Genomic DNA, 21,447 nt, shown 5'->3' with positions numbered 1-21,447 from the left:
AGCAATCGGCCCGCCTTTTAGCGAGTGGTCTGCGTGTCGGCCCCAGGGTCTGGTAATGAGAAAACCGTTTCGCCTGGCTTGGACATCATGTACCGCTGCCGCACTAACTTGGCGAGGTATTCCTCATTTTTGAGCTGATCGATCTGCACCTTCAAATTGTGCTTTTGCGTCTGGACCTTCGTCAGCGATTGCTTCGCGTCCTGCACCGCGGCCGTCTTCGTGGTGATCGCCTGCTGCGTCGAGAAAAGCTGCACGCCGCCCACGCCGCAGATGGTGAGCAGCGCACACCCGAGCACGATCAGCCGGCGCCGGTGCACTTTCGTGTGCCGGGCCGGGCCGGCTGGCGGTGCCGCGGATTTCGGTGCGGCGGCCGAGGCCGGGTGAAGCAATTGAATTTTCGACTGCGCCATGCCACATCCCACCTTGCATCGTTAGTTAGCCCTAGTATAGCAAAGAATCCGTTTTCCGCGCACGGCTTTTCAGTAATTTTCCTTGTAGGTCTCACTTTCGACCGTGTACATGTCGTTGGCCAACTCTTTTTTCGTTGTTTCGACCAGCGCTTGCACCTTCACGGTCAGTGTCTTGTTGCCAAAGGCGATGACGAGCACATCCCCGATCGCGACATCACTGGATGATTTCGCCAGCTTGCCGTTGATCGTGATGCGGCCCTTATCTGCGATCTCCTTGGCCACTGTCCGCCGCTTGATGATGCGCGATACCTTCAAAAATTTATCTAATCGCATGAGTTATCCTTTCCGTTGCGTTAATTTGGTCCAAAACTTCATGAATCGGCGCCCCAGCGGGATCGACAGGACCTCGCGGACAGTATACAGCTTCAGCACCGCCGCCAGCACCACGTAAAGCACCACGCCGGTCGGCACGGTGATCGCCACCAGGTTCAGCACATCCATGCGCGACTGGAGCACATAATGGATCGCGATCTCGTGCACCGTGACGCTCATGATGCTGATCACCAGAAACAGCCGCAGCTCGAATTGGCGCGGGTCCGGGCGTCGAATCACGTCCGGTAGCTGGATATACAACAGGACGAGGATCACCGCCAGGCTCAGCACGGTGGCGATCGCCGCACCCTTAGTGCCGTACAGCATCACCATCGGCTGGTTGATCACCAGCTTGAGCACGAAGCCTGCGATCAGCGCGTACGTCGTGATGCGGAAGCGGTTAAGGCTTTGCAAAATGGCGTTGTACGCGTTGACCATCGCCACCAGCACGATGCTCAGCGTGTAAATGCGCAGCGTGGTCTTGTCTGCCATGTCCCCGAACAGCAACCAGTTGATGGCTGGCATCAAGGCGATCAGCCCGCTGGCCGCCGCCAGTGACAGCGACAGGTTGAAGTGGATCAACTGCCGCGCCGTGGTGAGGAACGTGGTCATCTGCCCCTTGGCAAACGAGCGCGTCAGGCTCGGCAAAAGCGTTGCCGATAGCGAGGTGGCCACCACCAGCCCCAGTTGCACCAGCGGCTGGCCGCGGTCGTACACCCCTTTGAGCGCCTTGGCGGTTTCCGGGACCACGCCTTGCGCGGCCAACCCGCGCGTGACGGTAAAGCTGTCGATCAGCTGCAGCACGATCAGCATCGTGGCAAACAGCGCGATCGAGCCACCTTCGTGCAGGAAGCGCCGAAATAGCGCGAGGTAATGGTTGAAGCCGGCAAAGGCGAAGTGTTTGCCGCGGAACACCTTGGCGTACGCCCACCACACCGTGGCCAGCGCCGCTAATCCGCCGAAAAACGCACCGCTCATCGCCCACGCGCCCATGCGGTACGGGTCCCAGCCGCGGTGCACCGCGATCCACGCCGCGATCAGGATCACCGCGACGCGCACCACCTGCTCGACGACCTGACTGACCGCCGTTTTGGTCATATCAAAGGTGCCTTGGAAGTAGCCGCGCGCTGTGGCCAGCACCGGCATCGTGAGAAACATCAACCCCACGCTGCGGATAATTGGGGCCAGCGCCGCATCCGCCATCAGGCGCGCGATCAAATCGGCCCCCAGCTCCAAGACGAGGAACATCCCCGCCGCCAGCCACGTCATCAAAACCAGCGCATGATGCGTGATCTCTGCCTGGGTTTCCGGCTCGCGCGCCTCCGCGATCAACTTAGAGATGAACACCGGAAAGCCGGACAGCGCAAACGTCATCCCGATGCCGTACAGCGGGTACACCTGCTGGTACACGTAAAAACCCGTGTCACCGACCAAATTCTGGAACGGCACGCGGTACACCGCGCTGAGCAGCTTGGCGATGAGCCCTGTGAGGCTCAACAGCCACGCGCCTTTCATCAGCGTTTTCATCTGGTCATTTTGCACCGAGGGCCCTCCTTTGCGGCTGATACGAGACATTTCAAAGCACACCCTAGCCTTCCGCCAGCGCCTGACAGAACGCGGTCAGTTGGGCCAGCCAGGTGGACGGCGCCGCACCGCTTGGGAGCAGCAGCGTCACCTGTAGCCGGTCCTTGACGGTGGCCACGCGCGCCTTGAGCGTGGTGTGCGCCAAGGCGGCAAACAGCGCTTCGCCATCGTGGGCGGCGGTGCCGGCCTTGCTCAGCGTCACGGTCAACTGGTTGGCGCCCTGGCTGATTTTTTCGATCAAGGCCGCGTCTGCGAAGCGCTTGAGGTGTGTGACGGCCAGCAAGTTGGCGACCGGCTCCGGGTAGTCCCCGAAGCGGTCGATCAAGTCGGCCGCGATCTCGTCCTCCTGGGCGGCGCTGGTGCTTTCGCGCAGGCGCTTGTACAGCTCGATTTTCTGGCGCGAATCGTTGACGTAAGTATCCGGCAAGTAGGCCTCCAAGTCCAGCGCGATCTCGGCGTCCGCGCGCTTGGGCTTGGCTTTGCCCTGCTTGACCGCCACAGCGTCTTGCAGCATCTGCGTGTACAGGTCATACCCAACCGCGTCGATGAAGCCGTGCTGCTGGCTGCCTAGCAGGTTGCCGGCACCGCGGATCGCCAGATCGCGCATGGCGATCTTAAAGCCGGCCCCCAGCTCGGTGAAATCACGGATCGCCTGCAGCCGCTTCTCCGCCTCCTCGCTGAGCACCGCGTTGACACGGTACATGAAGTAGGCGTACGCCACCCGGCTGGAGCGCCCGATGCGCCCGCGCAGCTGGTAGAGCTGGGACAACCCGTAGCGGTCGGCGTCCTCGATGATCAGCGTGTTGACGTTGGGCATATCGACGCCGGTTTCGATGATGGTCGTGGTGACCAGCACATCGTAGGCGCCGTGCAAAAAGTCGTAGATGACGTTTTCCAGCTGCGTCTCCGTCATCTGCCCGTGGGCGTACGCCACGGTCGCAGTCGGTACCAGCGCCTCGATCTCAGCTACCGTGCGCTCGATGTCGTGCACCCGGTTATGCAGGTAAAAGACCTGCCCGCCGCGCGCCATTTCCCGCTCGATGGCGGTGCGCACGACCCCGGCGTTTTGTTCCATCACAAAGGTCTGGATCGGGTACCGGTTGGTCGGCGGCGTCTCGATCACGCTGAGGTCCCGAACGCCGAGCATCGACATGTTCAGCGTCCGCGGGATCGGGGTAGCCGTCAGCGTCAGCACGTCGACGTTGGCGCGCAGCTGTTTAAGTTTCTCCTTGTGCTTGACCCCGAAGCGCTGCTCCTCATCGACGATCAACAACCCCAAGTCCTTGTAGCGCACGTCCTTGGACAACAGCCGGTGGGTCCCCACCACAATGTCGACGCTGCCGTCCTTCAGGCCCGCCAGCGTGGCCTTGATCTGCGCCGGACTGCGGAAGCGCGACAGCATGCCCACATTGACGGGAAAATCGGCGAAGCGGTCGCTCATCGTGTCGAAGTGCTGCTGCGCCAAAATGGTGGTTGGCACCAGAAGCGCGACCTGCTTACCATTTTCCACCGCCTTGAAGGCCGCCCGCAGCGCCACCTCGGTTTTGCCGAAGCCAACGTCGCCGACCAGCAGCCGGTCCATCGGCCGCGGCTGTTCCATGTCGCGCTTGATCTCCTTCACCGAGCGCAACTGATCGGGCGTTTCCGGATACGGGAACTCGCCTTCGAACTGGCGCTGCAAATCATCATCCGGAGCAAACGCGAAGCCCGGCTCCGCCTCGCGCTCGGCGTACAGCTTGATCAAGTCATCGGCGATGTCCTCGATTTTGGCCGCCACGCGTTTCTTGGTTTTCTGCCACTCGCTGCCGCCCAGCTTGTTGATGCGCGGTGACTTACCATCGGCGGCCACGTACTTTTGCACCAGGTGAAGCTGGTCCACCGGAATGAACAGCTGATCGCCTTTTTGGTAGGTGATGGTGATGTAATCGCGGTGCACGCCGTCGACTTCAAGCGTCTGCAGGCCCATGTACTGGCCGATCCCGTGGTTGACGTGCACCACAAAATCGCCGGGGGTCAGCTCGGTGTAGCTGCGCAGCCGCTCGGCGTTGGCGAGCGTTTGGTGGCGGGCGCGCCGGTGCACCTTGGCGTTGAACAGCTCGTGTTCCGTCACCACCACCAGATGTGCCGTGGGCAACTCAAACCCGTTTTGCAACGTGCCACGCACCAGCTGCACCGTCTGTGGTAGCACGGCGTCAGGCTGGCTGATCACGCTGTCGATCTCGAAATCGCGCAGCGTCTCATTCAACTTATCAATGCGCGCCTGCTCCGACACGAGGAACACGACCGTCTGGCGCTGCTTTTGCCAGCGGTCGACCTCGGTTTTGAGCAGCGGCATCTGGCTGAAGAACTGGGGGATGTTGCGGCTGGTCAGCGCCGTCAGCGACTGCAGCCGCACGTTGCCCATCCCTTTTTGAAACAGGCTCAGGTATAGGTGAGCACGCGTGTCACCGCGATCCAGTGCCTGCAGCGTCGGGTTCTCCGGCATCGTGGCGATCTGGCCGCTGGCTTGCAGCCCGGCGAACCAGTCCGTGGTTTCCTGTAGCAGCGCGATATCGCTGTCGGCCAGCTTCGTGTAATCGTCGAACACGAGCATCGCCGAATCCTGCAGGTACGCCGTCAGCCGCACGGCATCGGGGTAAAGTGCCGGCATGTACAAGGCGAGCTGCGCCGGGCGCTCCCCGGCCTGCAACTCAGCGGCGGTGGCCAGCACCCCATCGGTCACGGCTTGCTTGGCCACCTTGTCCTTGGCTTTCGCCTTCTGCGCTTGGCCCAACTGCGCCAGCCGGGCCCCGGCCGCCTGGAGTGTGGCCGTTGGGGCGATCAGATCCGTGGCGGGGGTGATGTCGAGGTGATCGACGTTCGCCAGGCTGCGCTGGGTGCCCATGTCAAACGTGCGCAGCGAGTCGACCTCGGTGTCAAACAGCTCAATGCGCACCGGGTTGTCCGCGTTCAGCGGATAGATGTCGACGATGCCCCCACGGATCGCAAATTGGCCCGGGGTCCCCACCAGGCTGTCGCGTTTATAGCCCATGGTCACCAAGGACTGGGTCAAGGCGGCCAAGTCCACGGTGCTGGTCATGTCGAGGTGCAGCGTTGCGGCGGCAAACGTCGCCGGCGGCACCAGTAGCCGCTTGAGCCCGGCCAGGCTGGTCACGATGATACCCGGCTGACCGGTTGCCAGCCAGCTCAACGTGTTGAGCCGCTCGTTCAGCGTATCCGGCGAACTGGTCGCGACTTCAGCGGCCATCACGTCCTCAACAGGAAAGGCCCACACCTGCTGCTCACCGACCAGGCTGGTCAGGTCGGCCACCAACTCGTCGGCGTGGTAGCGATTGTCTGCCACCACCAGCAGCTGGCGCTGGGTCTTGGCCAGCGTGGCGGCCAGCATCAGCGTCTTGGCCGACCCGTTCAGGCCGGTCACTAAATGGCGCCCGCCAGACAGCTGCGGCCATAAGTCCGCGAGCTCTGGCACCTGCGCCATCACCTCAATGAGATTCATTTGATTACCTCGGTTTAGTTGTAACGGTTCATCAACGTGGCAAAGTCCGCACCATCGATCCAGTCCAAAAGCGCGGCCTGCAGGTGATCCAGCCCGGCGTTGATCGCCGCCTGCCCGGCTTCATCAAACGGCGTCAGCACCCAGTCCACCACTTTTTGGTGCGTTGGGTGCTGGATGCCGATCTTGGCGCGGTAGAAGTTCTGCGTTCCCAGCACATTGATGATCGACTTGATCCCGTTGTGCCCGCCAGCGGAGCCCTTGGCCCGCAGCCGCAGCCGCCCCATCGCCATGTCCATGTCATCCTGAATGATCATGATCTCCGTGTCCTCAAAGCGGTAAAACGCCTTGAGTTGCCCCACGGCGCGGCCGGAGTCGTTCATGAACGTCGTGGGCTTGACGAGCAGCACCTTTTCACCGGCCACCCACGCCACGCCGGTGAGCGCATTGAACTCCTGCTTGGTCAAGGCGACCCCAAAGTGCGCGGCCAGGCGGTCGATCGCCATGAACCCCACGTTGTGCTTCGTCTTTGCGTACTGACTGCCCGGGTTGCCCAGGCCTACGATCATCTTCACGAGTGTGCCTCCATTTCACGCAAAAAGGCTGGAAGTCACCCTTCCAGACCGGTTTTGACCATTATACCAGAAGCCGCCGGGGGAAACAGCCGCCAGCCGGCGTAACGGTACAGTTTTGAATTAACTGTATCTAATCAATTTAATACAGGGCGTGGTGCCGCGACAGGGGCATGTAAGCGTTATGCAAAGACGTGACAGATGTTATTGTAACCGATTGCAACCATTGCCCGCCACTGGTGAATAATTTCACGGAAGTCCCCTTATAAAAGGCTCTGGAAAATGTAACAAAAAGTTGGCGGCCCTATTTTTTTCTGTAAAACTGTCCGCATCCGGGCTGAGATGTGTTATACTTCATGATGAATTGCACAAAGGCAAATACGAAAGGATGATATCACCGTGGCAAACGCAAACAAGGATCACCAAAAAGTAATTCTGGTTGGTGATGGTGCCGTTGGTTCTAGCTATGCATACGCAATGGTATTGCAAGGCATCGCTCAGGAAATCGGGATCGTTGACATTTTCAAAGACAAGACGAAGGGTGACGCGATCGACTTAAGCAACGCGCTGCCATTCACGTCTCCTAAGACGATCTACTCCGCTGAATACAGCGACGCAAAGGATGCTGACCTTGTTGTCATCACCGCTGGCGCACCGCAGAAGCCTGGCGAGACCCGTCTTGACCTGGTGAACAAGAACCTGAAGATCTTGAAGTCCATCGTTGACCCGATCGTTGAGTCCGGCTTCAACGGCATCTTCCTGGTTGCGGCGAACCCAGTTGACATTCTGACCTACGCGACCTGGAAGCTTTCCGGCTTCCCGAAGAACCGCGTTGTCGGTTCCGGGACCTCCTTGGACACCGCCCGCTTCCGTCAGTCCATCGCTGAGATGGTCGGCGTCGATGCGCGTTCCGTCCACGCCTACATCATGGGTGAACACGGTGATACCGAATTCCCTGTTTGGTCCCACGCCAACATCGGGGGCATCAAGATTTCTGAATGGGTCAAGTCTCACCCAGAAATCGACGAAAGCAAGCTGGTCGAGATGTTCGAAAATGTCCGTGACGCGGCTTACGAAATCATCAAGCTGAAGGGTGCCACCTTCTACGGGATCGCGACCGCCCTGGCCCGCATCTCCAAGGCCATCCTGGACGACGAAAACGCCGTTCTGCCACTGTCCGTTTACATGGACGGCCAATACGGCCAGCACGACATCTACATCGGCTCCCCAGCCGTGATCAACGCCAACGGGATCCAGAACATTCTGGAAATTCCTTTGACCGACCACGAACAGGAATCCATGGACAAGTCTGCGACCCAACTGAAGAAGATCATCGACGACGCCTTTGCCAAGAACGACATCGAAACGCGTCAGTAATCTCCTTTACTGAAAAAAACCGCGCTTGGCGCGGTTTTTTTCTTGCCCTAAAACGGTGATTCTCATCTTGGCCTCATGTTACCGGATACTAGCGGCTGTCATGCTTGTGCATGACCCTGAATGTGGTATCATGAACCTAAATGAGAAAGATTTAATAATTCCAGTTTCACTAGATGGGGGATCATTATGCTAATCAAATCACTCGTACTCAAGAAAGAATTCCTGACCACCGTCAAGGAAACCGTGACCCTCGAGGATGCCCTCAAGGTCCTCGAGGACTCCGGCTTCCGCTGTGTGCCGATCGTGGACGAAAGCGGCCAGATTTTCCGCGGGAACATCTACAAGATGCACATCTATCGCCACAAGTCCCAAGGCGGCGACATGAGCCTACCGGTCACCTACCTGCTGAAGAACGCCACCAAGACCATTCCGGTCAACGCCCCGTTCTTCAAAGTCTTCTTCAACATCAAGGATCTGCCGTACATCGCCGTGCTCGACGAAAGCGCGAACTTTTATGGCATTCTGACCCACAGCAAGCTCCTGGCCATGCTGTCTGAATCTTGGAACATCGACGTCGGCTCCTACGTGCTGACCGTGATGTCCACCGGTCAGCGCGGTGATTTGGCCCAGATGAGCAAGATCCTTGCCAAGTACGTCTCCATCTCCGGGTGCATCACCTTGGATGCTAAGCGGGATGAGTTCGTGCGCCGCACCCTGTTCACCCTGCCGGCGGGTACCGATGAGGCGACCCTCAACGAAGTCGTTGCCAAGCTCGAGAAGAAGAGCTTCCGGGTCGTTGAGATCGATGACCTCCAAAGCGGTCAACCGATTCGCGTCGACGAAGAGTTGTAAGCCAAAGGGCCGCTGGTGGTCGTCTCCAGAAGTTGGAAACGACCCCAGCGGCCCTTTTTGGTCGCATCACATTATTGCATGCGCCGGTCAAAATGCACGGCGCGGTCTGCCAGTATCATGATTGGCGCCGCGATCAGAAGCATCACGGCCTCAGACGGGAGCAGCGTTGCAAACGTTGGCAGCAACATGTTGGCGCCGAGGTGCCCCGTCCAGACGATTTCCCACGCGATGATGATCATCGTCAGGGACATCGACACCGTGGTCAACGCCAAGCGTTGCCAAAGGGCTGGCAGCTTGGGACCGAGCCACGCGACCAGCCCGAGCCCGATCAGGGTCTGCCCCCCACCGAAGACAACGTCCACCCAGCCCATCGGTGAAAACAGCGCATTGTACAACACCACGCCGAGGGTCACCCCGATCAGGTATTTGCGGTTGAACGCCACCAGATGGTTCAGTGACTCCGACAGGCGGAACTGAATTGGCCCACTGGCCAGGTTGAAGATGCCGCTGAGGATCGACAGCACCACGTAAAGGGCCACCACAAGGGCGTTGATCACCCACGGTCGACTTTTTTGACTCATTAATAATGCCTCCTAGTTTTTTATCGTGGGATGGCTTTCGAACCACGTTGCTTCAGTGTGGCACGAACCGTGCGGCTTGTCCAGCAGATTTCAGAAACCCCTGCCCAAGCCTGCGCAAATGGTGTACGCTTAGAGCAGACAGCGTAAACACAATAGAAAGAGGTATATGGATGACAGAAGCAATCGCGTACCGGCTCAAGCAGATCATGACAACGGAGCACCTGAGTCTGACGCAGGCCGCCAAGCTGATCGGGATCTCCCCGTCCAGCATGCGTAAGGTGCTCAAGGACACCCCGATGAGCCGGCCCATCATGTTCAAGATCAACCGGTTCATCGATGAACACGCCACAACCACCGAGCCACACAGCTTCACCATTTTTGATTCCGAAGCGGCCGTGACCCAGCAGGACCAAGCCGAGGCCAAGCGCCAAAAGGCCGCCGCTGAACCCGCCGACGCGCCGAAAGCAAACCGCCGCCGCAACAGCCGGCAGACCAGCGACGCAGCCAAGACCCCAAACAAGCGGCAGCCCCGCCAGGCCCAAGCGACCCCGGTAGAACCTGCGGCGAACACACGTGGCAAGCAGGCCACCAAGGCGGACACCCCAACGAAAGCGCAACCGACCGGCAAAAAGGCCAACCAGGCCGCCGAAACGTCGGCTAAAGCGCCGCGTCAAGCGAACAACTCGACCGAGCAGGCCGCAAAGGCAATGCGCCAGGCCGCCAAGGCGGACCAGCAGGCCAAGCCAAACAAGCGGCGCACCAAGACGGACTCGCAGGCCAAGGCCGCGGATCAGCCGGCCCAGCTGAACGAAAAAGTGAGCCAGCCGGCAAATCAGACCAACCAACGGCCAGCAAAGGCCGCGCCAGCCAAGCAGCAGAATCAGGCCGCACCGAAGGCCGAACAACAGCCGAAACAGACTCAGCCCGCGGTCAAGCCAGGACGACAGGCGAAGCAACAGCCTCAGGCGGCCCCAAAGGCGGCGCAACAGGCCAAGCAGAACCAACCCACCCAAAAGGCGGATCAGCAGACCAAGCAAAACCAGTCCGCCTCCAAGGCTGAACGGCAGACGAAGCCGCGCCAGGACGCGCAAAAAGCGGACCAGCAGGCCAAGCAGCCAAACCAGTCCACCCCAAAGGCGGACCAGCAGACCAAGCAAAACCAGCCAGCTGCAAAGGCGGCACCACAGCCCAAGCAACCACGCCAGTCGGCCAAAAAGGCGGTACCACAACCCCAGCAGCCAAACCAGTCCACCCAAGCCCCGGCGCCGCAAGCTAAGCCAAGCCAGCCGGCGCCTAAGCCGGACCAGCAAGCCAAACCGCAAAATCAATCCGGTGCAACGCCGGCCCCACAAGCCGCGCAAGCGACCACCACGACCACCGTTCAGCCTGCCAGCGTGACGCTGTCAGCGCCGGCAGCCATGCCGGTGGCAAAGCCGATCGGCGTGGTGCCTGTTGCCCCTAAACAAGGCCGCCAGACGATTCAGATTTTTATGGATGAATCCTTCAGCGGTGGTTCCGACTACCAGCGCAACATGTCCATCGGGGCCACGGTGATCGACCCGAACAACGCGCAGGCGCTGGACGGCTTCACCAACACGCTGTACCCGTTTGGCTGGCAGCCCGGCGATGAGGTCAAGGCGCGCGGTAAGTCCAGCGCCCAGATCAGCACGATGCTCGGCCGCGCCCACAATGACGCCGTGCAGGTTTACGCGGTGCACTCCCCGCTGAGTGACGCCGGGAACTTCTCACTGAGTTTTGGCATCATGTACCCTTACGTGGCCGCGATCTTGCGCATTATCGACGCGCAAACCGCCCTGCCCGCCAAGGTCCGCGTGACGCTGGACAACCGGAGTGAAATCGACACCCAACAGCTTGGCATGGCCGCGCGGATGCTGCACGCATACGTCAAGGCGCAAACCTCGCATGACGTCGCCTTCTTCTTCCGCACCGCCGACTCCAAGGACACGATCGGTGTTCAGTACAGCGATTTTGTCAGCCACGCCGCCGTGTTCTTCACCAAGGCGCAGATGGCTACCAGTGGCATTCAGCGCCTGGCCGACATCGGCAGCCAGCTGGGCGATCAAACCACCCTGTTTGCGATGGTCGGGTTGCAAAAAGACTTGCTGGACGAGCGCCCAACCGCTGTTCGTGCGACAACGTACAAGAACCCTGTGCTGAACGCCGCGCTGCGCATGTTCAACCTGGCGACCAAGGCGGCCACCATGACGCAGGTGCCGGATGAAACCTTCACCCAGGCCAAGCTGGTCATCACACAGCTATTGCAGATCGTGCCATCCAGCGTCAACGGCGGCATCAACAAGCTGCCGTTCCAAAACTGGTACGATATGTGCGCCCGGGCGACGAGCTTCCTCCACTACACGGACGAATCGTTGCCGGAGTTTGACATCGACCCTGATGCGATGCAGATCGTCACCGATGCCCTCAACAATATCGCGAGCCTGCTCGCCGGCGGGCGCTAACCCACCGCATCAAAAATGCACGGCAGCCACTTTTGGCCGCCGTGCATTTTTTGTTGTATGTACTCACACCGGGCGCAGGCCCACCGACACGGCCAAGGCCGTGTCGACGGCTGCCATTTTGGCCGGTGACAGCGCCGTGACCTTGTCCATCAGGCGCTGCTTGTCGATGGTGCGGATCTGCTCCAGCAGCACCACCGAATCGCGCTCAATGCCGTCTTGGACGCCACTCAGGCCCACATGGGTTTTCATCTTCGGCTTCGCGATACGCGAGGTGATCGCCGCCACAATGACGGTTGGAGAGAACCGGTTCCCCACGTCGTTTTGAATCACCAGCACGGGCCGCAACCCGCCCTGCTCGGAGCCCACTACCGGCGATAGATCGGCAAAATACACATCGCCACGCTTAATTCCTTCGGCCATGCGCCGCCTCCTATCTCGTCAGCATGTGGGCGTAGGCTTCGCTTTCGCACGCGGTGAATTCGCGGCAGATGGCCGCGTTGAGCGCCCCCATATCGAGGTAACCGCCGATCATCTCGGCCACCCCTTGGTTATCCTGCGCCAAAAAGCTGCGCAACGCGATCACGGCAACCTGCTCGGCTGTCACCGCGTGGGCCTGGCAATACTGATCCAATTGCGCCTGTAGCTGCGGCTCCAGCGGCAGTACGTGTATTTCCTGCGCCATGATGATCCCTCCAGCGATATTTTCTCTATCCTATCACACCCGTGAGCAAAGGCAAGCAGAACGCGGCCATCAAAATACCCCGAAAGCGTCAGCTTTCGGGGTAACGGGTGGGATCAGTGGGTTTGCTTCCGTTTCGCCAAACCGATTAGGCTGAAGAAGCCAACGATTGCCAGCGTCAGCGCGCCTGCTAGGCCCATCGCGCGGGTCGGTGACTCACCCGTTTGCGGTAGCGCGCGCTGACCACCAAGGGCTGGCCCCTGCGCCGGGGCTGGCGTCTCTGCCGGCTTCGGCGTCTCCGGTTGCCGGTCGTACGGCACCGTCAGTGTGAGATCCGCATCGGTCGCTTCAACCTCAGCGGCCGCAACTTCATTCTGCCCCGCGGTGTAGCCTGCAATTGCCGGTGTGGCCTGGGCCGCAAAGGTGGTCGTCGTTGCCGGACGCCAATCACTGAAGGTAATCGTCGGCTGCCCTGCCGCCGTTAGGTGTTCATAATCCACCCGCGCCGTTCGGGTAAAGGTCAGCTGGTCGACCTGCGAGGCCCGTAGCAGCTGTCCCGTTGCCCGATCGACAAACTGAATCGTTCGCGTCACGGTCTCATTCAAATCAGCTTTTGTCAGCCCCTCAATGTACGGGCCCTCCGGTGGGACCACCACGACTGCGATACTGTAGCGGAAGGTGTAGTCAATTGGGGTACTCAATGCCGTCACCGTCTGCGCATCCAGGGCTGGGTCGCGCGTGAACAGGTTGTCGAATACTAAGGGGCCCTGCACATCAAACGTGTCGGTCGTTTTTGCTTGCCAGGCCGTATAGGTCACCGTCGGGTTGCCGGCCGTCAGATGCTCATAGTCCACCGTGGCAATGCGCGTAAAGTCCAGCGAAAGTACGGTATCTGGCGCGAGTGCTGCGCCGGTTTTTGCGTCAACGTAGTGCACCGTTTCCGTGATCGTCCGGTTCAGGTCCGCGTGCACAACTTCATCCGTAAACGGTCCGTCTGGTGGCACCACCACCGTTGCGACCGCATAGTGGAACGTGTAGTCGCTGTCCGTATCAGTGGCCGTCACCACCTTTGCATCCAGGGCGAGGTCGCGCGTAAACAGGTTATCGAATACTAAAGGTGCCTGCGCCTCAAACGTGTCCGTGGTGTCCGGCACCCAGTCTCGGTACGTAATGGTCGGCTTACCTGCCGCATCCAGGTGCTCATAGTCGACCAACGCTGAGCGCTTAAATGTCAGTGTCGTGATTCGATCAGGTGCCAGCGCCTTATTCGTCGCCACGTCCACGTAATGAATCGTCTGCGTCACCGTTGCATTGAGGTCGTCAGCCTTGATGCCCTCAATGTACGGGCCTTCCGGCGGTACCACCACGGTTGCGATCGCATAGCGGAACGTGTGGTCGCTGTCCGTATCAGTGGCCGTCACCACCTTTGCGTCCAGGGCTAGGTCGCGCGTAAACAGGTTGTCGAAGGCAAGCGGTGCCTGCGCATCAAACGTGTCCGTTGTGTCTGCCGCCCAGTCTCGGTACGTAATGGTCGGCTTACCTGCTGCGTCCAGGTGCTCATAGTCGACCAACGCTGAGCGCTTGAACGTCAGTGTCGTGATTCGATCAGGTGCCAGCGCCTCATTCGTCACCACGTCCACGTAATGAATCGTCTGCGTCACCGCCTCATTGAGGTCGTCAGCCTTGATGCCCTCAATGTACGGGCCTTCCGGCGGTACCACCACGGTTGCGATCGCATAGCGGAACGTGTGGTCGCTGTCCGTATCAGTGGCCGTCACCACCTTTGCGTCCAGGGCTAGGTCGCGCGTAAACAGGTTGTCGAAGGCAAGCGGTGCCTGCGCATCAAACGTGTCCGTTGTGTCTGCCGCCCAGTCTCGGTACGTAATGGTCGGCTTACCTGCTGCGTCCAGGTGCTCATAGTCGACCAACGCTGAGCGCTTGAACGTCAGTGTCGTGATTCGATCAGGTGCCAGCGCCTCATTCGTCACCACGTCCACGTAATGAATCGTCTGCGTCACCGCTTCATTGAGGTCTTCAGCCTTGATCCCCTCAATGTACGGGCCTTCCGGCGGCACCACCACGGTCGCGACTTCATAGCGGAACGTGAAGTCGATCGGCCCGGTCGTTGCGGTTACTGTCTGCGCAGCCTGGGTGGGATCGCGCGTAAACTTATTTTCAAAAGTTTTCGCAGGTTGCTCGGCGAACGTGGCCGTTGTCTCTGGCAGCCAATTGGCGTAGGTCACTGCCGGCTTCCCATCGCGGTGGTAATTCGTGAAATCGATCGTCGCCACACGCCCAAAGGCCAGTGTTGTCACCAGCGGCTCCGCCAGTGCCTGATTAGTCTCAACGTCAACGTAGCGAATGGTTTGCGTGACGCTTTCGTTCAGGTCGGTATACGTCACCCCGGTCGGGTACTTTGGCCCCTCCGGATCTGGGTAGATCAACGTCTCAGCTTCCTTCGGGTCGGTTGGCGGCACCACCACGCGAACCGGGTAGTAGACAACGGTGCCGCTCAACGGCAACACCGGCGTTGCGTTCAACATCTCCGGCGTCACCACTTCCTCAGGGTATTCCAGCTTCATGGTGAAGTAATCCGGCACCGGCGGATTCACCACTGCGGCAAACCCGGTTTGACCGGCTGGCGCGGGCTGCCCCGCCACGGTGGTCAGCGTCCATGCGCCATACCCGGTCACCGTCAAATTGGTCAGGTCAGTCAGATCTAGGGTGGCCGTCCGCGTGTACCCCAGCGTCACAACGCGATCTGGTGCAACGGTTTGCCCGGTTTGATCAACGTAGTGAATGGTGCGCGTGATCGTTGTGGTCAGATCCTTCACGGCGACGCCCGCCGGGTAAAGCGGCACCTCTGGCCCCGGATCGATTTTGGAAACTTCATCGCCGTCATTCTTTGGCGAAACCGTATTGGTGGTGGGATCATCCGTCAGCTTTCCGGGGTCGACCGTCAAGCTCTCCGGGTAATAATACGCCGTCGCCGTCACCGTATGATTGGTGGCCGGGTTGACTTCAAATGCCTGCGCCGGCACGTCACGACCCTGCTTGACAAATCCCGCGATCGTTGGCAGATCACTTTGGGCAATCGCCGGGAAATCCTTGTTTGCGGGCGTGTTGGCATCGACCCATTCCCCTGGTACCACCGTGAACAGGCCCAACAGTTTAGTGGCGTCATTGTCTGTCGCGTACGCGGCCAGCGCGGTTTGTAACGCTGCAGGATCTGCCACCGTCACGGTGGCATCACGACTCAGCGCCAGCTCTTTGTGCTCATCCGCAGCCACCTTTTCTCCCGTCAACGCATTGAGAAACACAATCGTTTCGTGCGCCGTCAACGTCTGGGTGGGAATGATGAGGCCGGGGGTATCCCCAAGGTCGTTATGCTCGATGACAACCAATTCATCCGTGGTAAACGCCGCGGTATCCACCGACCAACTCCCGTCCGCGCCCACTGTGGTCGTGGCGGTCTGGCTCCCATCTGCGGTGATGACCGTGATCGTATTCCCCACTGCCGTTCCAGTCCCAGTCATGAGGTGTGTCGTCGCGTCATTGCCCGTCACCGTTGGCGCCAACGCAATGTGGATGAACGGGAGCACGTTCATCACAAAGTTCACGTATGGCCGCGTCTGAAACACATCTGGGCCATCATAATTAAACGTCATATCGTCATACAGGCTGATCACGTACCCAGTGATATGCGCCGGATCAATGGTCGTACCCGCCACTTGATGCGAGTAATCACTCGTGGCGAGGCTTTGCTCCAGTGTCTGGTTGGTCGTAAATGGACCAAAATTGGAATCAATGGAGTATTGACGCCAGAACCCGTCATTGCGCGCCAGTGTGGTGAGCGTGTAATAATCCTGCGAGGTGTTCGCCGCAGTGTACATTTTGTTATCATCGCCTAGCGCGTAGGCATGCAGTTGGAGCGCAATCGGAGTACTGCCGACGGTGTAGCTGAAGGATTGACCTGGCAGGGTCACTGTCACGATCGATTGGCTGGTCAGGCTGGTCCGGCCATCGATTTGGCGGGTATTGGTCGCCGTGATGGTATACTGCATCGTATCAGTCACCAGCGAATTTTCATTGGCAATCCGCTCAGTCAAGTTCGCCAGCATTTCATCCGTACGTTCTTCGTTAGTCCCCATCAAGTAGGCAATACTGCCGTCCTTGGTAATGATTGCAGGCGTCTGAATAACATTGGAGTTGATGTACCCATCCAAAGTCGGCCCGGTCACATTCACCAGTGCTTCGTACTCTGGGCTACCCTTGATCCCCTCATTCGTGACATCCTTGGCCTCGACTGTCACCGCGGAAGCCCGGGGCGGCACCGGATCAGCTGCCGGCGCGTTGACAACAACTGGCACCGCGGCCGTCTCTGTAGTTACATCGGCAGCCGGCGACAGCTCGGCTGCTGCGTCAGCCAGTACTGGTGATTCTGACGCTTCTGGTGCTTCTAGTGCTTTTGGTGCCTCTGACGGACTGATCGCGCCAGAATCTGGCGCCTCGCCAGGTGCCGCAACGTCCGGTACTAGCGCGGTCTCTGCCGGCTGGCCCGTCCCGATTGCATCCGCCTCCGCCGCTTTCACCCCCAGCGGTTGCGTGACGAGGCCCACGCCAAACGCGAGGGTGGCGAGCCCAGCAACTAGCCAGCCCCGCCGACTCCGATAGAGCTTATAGTGCCGCCGTTCTTCAACCGCGGCTTGCATAACTCGTTGACGTTGATGGTGATATTTCTCGTTCATAGCACTGCCTCCTATACGCAGTCGCGAAAAAGAACGCCATGTGTCCATCCAAAAAACGGGGCCGATCAATCCGATTGACAGCATCAGCCACGGCTTCATCGTTGTAGATTCAGTATAATCAGTTCGCAAAGCAATTCACCGTCAACATTCGAGAGATATTTTTGCAATAAATCACCGATTTTCGAATTATTATTCAATTATGAAAACAATCCAGTTTGATAATAACATCTTAATATTCATTATTCTCATAGAATATTAAGCGTCGTTTAATCCTGACCGCCGCGTTACCTCGTGTTTTTTGGGAGATAAGCGATCATCTTGGACTCGTTTTTGACGCAAAATAAAAAGAAGCGTATTACCCGCTTCTTCTCGCAATTTATGCCATCACTTAACTGGTGCCACCGACTCCCGCGGTAGCCGCGCAGCCAGTCCACAGGCAATTTCGTAGTGAATCGTCTGACTGTAATCCGCCACGTCCTGCAGCGTGATGGTTTGGTCCCCACTTTGGCCAACCAGGACCACCGCCGTTCCGGTTGGGTAGGCGTGCGGCAGGCGAATCATGAACTGATCCATGCAGACGCGGCCAACGATTTCACAGAACTGGCCGTCCACCAACACATGGAACCCTTGGAGGCGGCGGAGCCAGCCGTCGGCGTACCCCATTGGCACGGTTCCGATCCACTCCGCCTCAGCGGCGTGGTAGGTAGCGCCGTAGGACACGGCCTCGCCAGCCTCGATCTGCTTCACAAAACTCAGCGTGGACACCAGGCTCATCGCCGGCTTCAGGGGGTATGGCGTCGCCTCGATCGCCCGACCGGACGGGTTCAACCCATACATGGCGACGCCGAAGCGAATCACGTTGCCGTTGCAGGCCTGGTGCCAGAGGCTCGTCGCGGAGTTGGCCACATGCACGTAGCGCGGCTTGGTCGGCAGTGCCGCCAGAAAGGCCTGAAAGCGCGCGACCTGCAACTTGAAGTACGTGGTGTCCGGCTCATCAGCAGTGGCAAAATGGGTGAACAGCCCCTCGATTTCAAAGGCCTGCGGGTTCGCCACGGCAACGGCGCACGCCGCCTTGAGCGCCGCCACATCGCGAAAGCCGATGCGGCCCATCCCAGTGTCCATCGCCAAGTGCACGCGCAGCGGTGGCAACGCAGGGTCTTGAAGGTGCGGCAACGCTTCGTCGAGCCACGCGGCGCTACCCACCGGGACGGCCACGTGGTTGGCCGCCGCGATGGCCGCATACGCGGGCTCGATGATGCCCAGCACCAGGATCGGGGCGGTAAAGCCGGCTTGGCGCAGGGCCAAAGCTTCATCCAGCACCGCCACACAAAAGCCGCTGGCGCCCGCTTTTTGCGCAACACGCGCCACCCGCAGCAACCCGTGACCGTACCCGTCCGCCTTCACCACGGCAAACAGAGCGGTTTCCTCCTTAAGCTGCGCCAAGGCGTGCTGAACGTTCTCAAAAATTGCTGTTTCATTCACGCGCACCCGGGTTGGGCGCAACGTTGCCGTCACCATTGTCATGCGTTGTCTGCCTCCAAAATCACTTCTGTCATCACCAGCGTCGCCGTGTGGGAAATGGACACCAACGCCCGGCCAGCAAACGGATGCCGCGTGATCACGGGCTGCCCGCCGGCCTGCGTGAGTGTCTCCACATCCTGCAGTGCCACGGTCCCCAGTCCGGTGCCGTACGCCTTGGCGTAGGCTTCCTTCACGGAGAAGCGACCCGCCAGATACTCCACCGCCCGCCGGCCGCTCAGCGCCTGGTACTGCGCCAACTCCGCTTCGGTCAGCACTTTTTGCGCAAAATGGGCGTTCTTGTTCTGTGCCGCCTCGATCCGCGCAAGCTCTGTGATGTCGATGCCCAATCCCTTGATCATGTGTGGTCCTCCCGTTCAATGTTCTTTCATTATAGCCGTCTTTCCCTTCACGTTGGGCCGTTCTGACTTGAAAATCGATCATCTTAATGTGTGAGTGACTCAAGCGCCTCTTAAGTGAAATAGTTTTTGGGCTTGGGCTGTTACCGAATAGCGAAAAAAATCTGATGTAATAATGTCTGCGTCATTCGCGACCGTTTTTTAATCTCAAAATTGCCGATTTTTTTGACGAAAAATCGGTTTGGTGGTACGCTCTGGCTCTAAGACTTAGCGGATCATCGAGACGTCGAGGCATCGACGGGCTCCCTCGGTTGGTCAGGCGATTTCCGCGCCAAGCTCCTTTGGCGACGCCACCCCGGCGCGTGCACATGCTTTTCGCCCCGACAGCGCCATCGTCGGACATCAGGGTATAAGCGGAGGACAGTCAGGCACACTTGCAACACCAGGACAACCGCCACCGGTAACGGGGCGCGGCGGCATGAGGGACCGGCCCTTAACCCACCGCCCACCAGCACCGAACGCGGCCCACCTGCAAGCGGGCTTGGCCACACAAGGACGTAACCGAACGCACCGGCCACCGAAGCGCAAGCGACGGTGGCTTTTGTGCGCGCTGAATCTGCCGGGTACGCCCCGCGGCCAAGCCATGCGCGACGGTTCAAGGCCAGCCGGACCGGCATCCACGAGCAAGTCCGCAGACATTTTCACAGCGCATCAAAAATCGCGCCGACTCCCTCAAATGTGAGGTGGCCGGCGCGATTAACGTCACGCTTAGTCTTTGTGCTTCTTGAAGCTCGTCTTGGCGTTGGAACGCTCGGAGCGCTTCTCGGAGTAACGGCGGCTCTTGTCGAACTGGCGCTTCCCTTCACGGTTGCCGCCGCGACGGTCGTTGCTGCGACGATCGCCACCGCGGTAACCGCCATTGCCGTGCCCACCGTTGTTGCGGGCGTAACCGCCGCGGTGTGGCAACGGGCGTTCCGGCGTGATCTTGACCGGCACGGTCGCGGCATCGTCTGGGCTGACGGCCTTGAGGTAGGCGGACACCAGCTGAAGCGGCGTGAACTGCTCCAGCAGGCCTTCTGCCATCGGTTCGTACTTGTCAAAGTCATCGGCTTCGATCTGCGCCTTGATGGTTTCAAGCCCAGTGGAGACCTGGCCCAGGAAGGCTTCCTTGGCTGTCGGTGGCTTGAGCGGCATCATCCGCTTCTTGGTCAGGTCCTCGATGGTGCGCAGGTAACCGACTTCGTTAGGGGTCACGAAGGTCACGGAGACCCCGGACTTACCGGCACGGCCGGTCCGCCCGATACGGTGCACGTAGGAATCGGGATCCTGCGGAATGTCATAGTTGTACACATGGGTGACCCCAGAGATGTCCAACCCACGGGCCGCCACGTCGGTCGCCACCAGGAAGTCGAGTTCGCCGGCCTTGAACTGACGCAATACGCTCATGCGCTTTTGCTGAGTCAGGTCGCCGTGAATCCCTTCGGCACGGTAGCCGCGGGCCTTCAAGCCGCGGGTCAGCTCATCAACGCGACGCTTGGTCCGGCCAAAAATCAGGGTCAGCTCAGGCGACTGAACGTCGAAGAGGCGCGTCATGATGTCGAACTTCTCGAAGTCCTTGGAGCGCACGTAGTACTGGTCAACGGTATCGGCGGTCAGCTCCTTGGACTTGATCTTCACAGTCACGGGTTCGTGCATGAAGGTATCGGTCAGGCGCATGATTGGGGCCGGCATCGTGGCGGAAAACAGCAGGGTCTGGCGCGTTTCCGGTGCGGACTTCACGATGTTTTCGATGTCTTCAATGAAGCCCATGTCGAGCATTTCGTCGGCTTCGTCCAGCACCAGGGTCTTCAGGTTCGCGAGCTTCAGCGTGTGGCGGTTCAGGTGATCCAACAGTCGACCAGGGGTCCCCACCACGATCTGTGGGTGGTCGGCGAGGCCGCGGATCTGGCGGCGAATATCGGCACCCCCGTAAACGGCCTGGACCTTCACGTGCTTATCCGCGCCGAGCTTGTACAGCTCTTCTTGCGTTTGCACAGCGAGTTCACGCGTTGGCGAAATCACCAGTGCCTGAACATTGCGGTCGGTGGTGTCGATCATTTGCAGGATCGGCAGGCCAAAAGCCGCGGTCTTCCCGGTCCCAGTCTGTGCCTGGCCGATGACGTCTTTGCCTTGCAGCATCAACGGAATCGTTTGCGCCTGGATCGGGGTGGCTTCCTCGAAGCCGGACCGTTCGATCGTTGACAGCAGTTCTGGGGCTAATCCGAGTTCATTAAACTTCAAAAAGGTTCCTCCTTAGAATCTGTGCTGGCCCTGCCAGCACTCCGGGTCTTACAAAAAGCCGCCCAAGACCAAGAAAGAAACCTAATGTCCCGGTCAACCACGGCTATTTTCTGAAAAGTGTCCTAACTATCTTACCATT

At 59.5% G+C, this 21,447-nt stretch carries 15 protein-coding genes and 1 riboswitch; of the genes, 3 read left to right on the top strand and 12 right to left on the bottom strand.

From position 1 onward, the window contains the following. Positions 1 to 17 precede the first annotated feature (17 nt). The 5 genes from EKM88_RS10090 to pth all read right to left on the bottom strand — a co-directional run bounded on the left by EKM88_RS10090 (position 18) and on the right by pth (position 6,437). A complete protein-coding gene (locus EKM88_RS10090) occupies positions 18 to 410 on the bottom strand; it encodes an FtsB family cell division protein (protein WP_125705799.1) in 393 nt (130 codons plus the stop codon). A 69-nt stretch (positions 411 to 479) separates the two neighbouring features. After that, positions 480 to 743 (bottom strand): RNA-binding S4 domain-containing protein, encoded by a 264-nt coding sequence (locus tag EKM88_RS10085; RefSeq protein WP_125705796.1) that lies wholly within the window; start codon positions 741 to 743, stop codon positions 480 to 482. A gap of 3 nt (positions 744 to 746) precedes the next feature. Then, a complete protein-coding gene (locus EKM88_RS10080; RefSeq protein WP_125705794.1) occupies positions 747 to 2,324 on the bottom strand; it encodes a polysaccharide biosynthesis protein in 1,578 nt (525 codons plus the stop codon). Between the two features lie 46 nt (positions 2,325 to 2,370). Continuing rightward, positions 2,371 to 5,865 (bottom strand): transcription-repair coupling factor, encoded by a 3,495-nt coding sequence (gene mfd / locus EKM88_RS10075; protein ID WP_125705793.1) that lies wholly within the window; start codon positions 5,863 to 5,865, stop codon positions 2,371 to 2,373. Between the two features lie 14 nt (positions 5,866 to 5,879). Beyond that, positions 5,880 to 6,437 (bottom strand): aminoacyl-tRNA hydrolase, encoded by a 558-nt coding sequence (gene pth, locus EKM88_RS10070; RefSeq protein ID WP_125705791.1) that lies wholly within the window; start codon positions 6,435 to 6,437, stop codon positions 5,880 to 5,882. Between the two features lie 396 nt (positions 6,438 to 6,833). Between pth and EKM88_RS10065 the strand changes: the two genes are divergently transcribed. Continuing rightward, positions 6,834 to 7,811, top strand: coding sequence for an L-lactate dehydrogenase (locus tag EKM88_RS10065; RefSeq protein ID WP_125705789.1), 978 nt, complete (start codon positions 6,834 to 6,836; stop codon positions 7,809 to 7,811). Positions 7,812 to 7,997: 186 nt separating this feature from the next. Further along, a complete protein-coding gene (cbpA, locus tag EKM88_RS10060) occupies positions 7,998 to 8,663 on the top strand; it encodes a cyclic di-AMP binding protein CbpA (protein WP_125705788.1) in 666 nt (221 codons plus the stop codon). Between the two features lie 71 nt (positions 8,664 to 8,734). Here cbpA and EKM88_RS10055 read toward each other — a convergent pair whose 3' ends face one another. After that, positions 8,735 to 9,244 carry a QueT transporter family protein gene (locus tag EKM88_RS10055; protein ID WP_125705786.1) on the bottom strand — a complete coding sequence of 170 codons (510 nt, stop codon included), beginning with the start codon at positions 9,242 to 9,244 and terminating at the stop codon, positions 8,735 to 8,737. A 6-nt stretch (positions 9,245 to 9,250) separates the two neighbouring features. Beyond that, a riboswitch (PreQ1 riboswitch) is annotated at positions 9,251 to 9,296 on the bottom strand. A 118-nt stretch (positions 9,297 to 9,414) separates the two neighbouring features. Between EKM88_RS10055 and EKM88_RS10050 the strand changes: the two genes are divergently transcribed. Further along, positions 9,415 to 11,724 (top strand): helix-turn-helix domain-containing protein, encoded by a 2,310-nt coding sequence (locus tag EKM88_RS10050; protein ID WP_125705784.1) that lies wholly within the window; start codon positions 9,415 to 9,417, stop codon positions 11,722 to 11,724. Between the two features lie 63 nt (positions 11,725 to 11,787). Here EKM88_RS10050 and EKM88_RS10045 read toward each other — a convergent pair whose 3' ends face one another. From EKM88_RS10045 to EKM88_RS10020, 6 genes are all read right to left on the bottom strand, one after another. Then, positions 11,788 to 12,144: a type II toxin-antitoxin system PemK/MazF family toxin gene (locus tag EKM88_RS10045; RefSeq protein ID WP_125705782.1), complete on the bottom strand. Its 357-nt coding sequence runs from the start codon at positions 12,142 to 12,144 to the stop codon at positions 11,788 to 11,790. A gap of 10 nt (positions 12,145 to 12,154) precedes the next feature. Next, positions 12,155 to 12,406 carry an antitoxin gene (locus EKM88_RS10040; RefSeq protein ID WP_125705780.1) on the bottom strand — a complete coding sequence of 84 codons (252 nt, stop codon included), beginning with the start codon at positions 12,404 to 12,406 and terminating at the stop codon, positions 12,155 to 12,157. A 113-nt stretch (positions 12,407 to 12,519) separates the two neighbouring features. After that, positions 12,520 to 17,151 carry a mucin-binding protein gene (locus EKM88_RS10035; protein WP_164512073.1) on the bottom strand — a complete coding sequence of 1,544 codons (4,632 nt, stop codon included), beginning with the start codon at positions 17,149 to 17,151 and terminating at the stop codon, positions 12,520 to 12,522. Between the two features lie 384 nt (positions 17,152 to 17,535). Beyond that, positions 17,536 to 18,669 carry an alanine racemase gene (alr, locus tag EKM88_RS10030; protein ID WP_125705823.1) on the bottom strand — a complete coding sequence of 378 codons (1,134 nt, stop codon included), beginning with the start codon at positions 18,667 to 18,669 and terminating at the stop codon, positions 17,536 to 17,538. A gap of 2 nt (positions 18,670 to 18,671) precedes the next feature. Next, the gene (gene acpS / locus EKM88_RS10025) at positions 18,672 to 19,031 is read right to left on the bottom strand and encodes a holo-ACP synthase (protein ID WP_125705776.1); all 360 of its coding nucleotides are present in this window, start codon (positions 19,029 to 19,031) and stop codon (positions 18,672 to 18,674) included. Between the two features lie 765 nt (positions 19,032 to 19,796). Continuing rightward, complete coding sequence (locus EKM88_RS10020; protein WP_125705774.1) at positions 19,797 to 21,308, bottom strand: DEAD/DEAH box helicase; 1,512 nt, start codon at positions 21,306 to 21,308, stop codon at positions 19,797 to 19,799. Positions 21,309 to 21,447 lie beyond the last annotated feature (139 nt).

Source organism: Lacticaseibacillus daqingensis (assembly GCF_003946115.1).
In the GTDB taxonomy this organism is placed as follows: Bacteria; Bacillota; Bacilli; order Lactobacillales; family Lactobacillaceae; genus Lacticaseibacillus; species Lacticaseibacillus daqingensis.
The sequence above is the reverse complement of the archived record's forward strand: the minus strand, read 5'-3'. Positions and strand labels throughout refer to the sequence as shown.